This is a genomic window from Mycobacterium sp. 1245801.1 (assembly GCF_001673055.1).
GTDB classification, from domain to species: Bacteria; Actinomycetota; Actinomycetes; order Mycobacteriales; family Mycobacteriaceae; genus Mycobacterium; species Mycobacterium europaeum_A.
In genome coordinates this window covers 1-953 of record NZ_LZKY01000297.1, presented here as the reverse complement: position 1 = coordinate 953, position 953 = coordinate 1, and the positions used below count along the sequence as shown (strand labels likewise).

The window sequence follows — 953 nt, the reverse complement described above, 5'->3', positions numbered from 1 at the left end:
CTGGCGCTGGGAAAGCTGAACCTCGAACCCGGGATGACGCTGCTGGACATCGGTTGCGGCTGGGGTGGCGCGCTGAAGCGGGCCGTCGAGAAGTACGACGTCAACGTCATCGGGATCACGCTGAGCCGCAATCAGTTTGAGTACAGCAAGAACAAGCTGGCCGGATTGCCGACCAGCCGCAACATCGAGGTGCGGTTGCAGGGCTGGGAAGAGTTCGAGGACAAGGTCGACCGGATCGTCACGATTGGCGCCTTCGAAGCTTTCAAGATGGAGCGCTATCCCGCATTTTTCGAGCGCGCCTACGAGATCCTTCCCGACGACGGCCGAATGCTGTTGCACACCATCTTGACCTACACGCAAAAACAGCAGCACGAGCGCGGTGTTTCCATCACGATGAGCGATATCCGATTCGCTCGATTCATCGGCCAGGAAATTTTCCCGGGTGGACAACTCCCGGCGCAGGAAGACATTTTCAAATTCGGCGAGGCGGCGGGCTTCACGATCGAGCGGGTGCAGCTGCTGCAGCAGCATTACGCGCGGACCCTCAACATCTGGGCCGAGGCACTCGAGGCCAATCGCGAGCAGGCGATCGCCATCCAGTCCCAGGAGGTCTACGACCGGTACATGAAGTACCTGACCGGCTGCGCGAAGTTGTTCCGTGCGGGCTACACCGACGTCAATCAGTTCACGCTGGAGAAGTAACCGGCCCAGTAAAGCAATCGGCCCCGAACGGTTCACCGTTCGGGGCCGACTTGTCCCGCCCTACTTGACCAACGTGAATTGCCCCACATTGGTGACACCCTTGCGGAAGAAGTTCTCGCAGCCGGTCAGGTAGTGCATGTACTTGTCGTAGACCTCTTCGGACTGCAGGGCGACCGCCTTGTCCTTGTTGGCCTCCAGGTTGGCCGCCCAGATGTTGAGGGTCCGCGCGTAATGCTGCTGCAGCAGCTGCA

The 953-nt window shown here is 60.0% G+C and carries 2 protein-coding genes; one reads left to right on the top strand and one right to left on the bottom strand.

Annotated features, from left to right (window positions below):
• Positions 1 to 702 (top strand): cyclopropane mycolic acid synthase family methyltransferase (locus tag A5622_RS19190; protein WP_066880593.1); only part of this gene is annotated, 702 nt, incomplete at its 5' end.
• Between the two features lie 60 nt (positions 703 to 762).
• Here the strand turns inward: A5622_RS19190 and A5622_RS19185 are convergent.
• Positions 763 to 953: class I SAM-dependent methyltransferase (locus A5622_RS19185; protein WP_197508048.1), on the bottom strand; the 191-nt coding region annotated here is incomplete at its 5' end.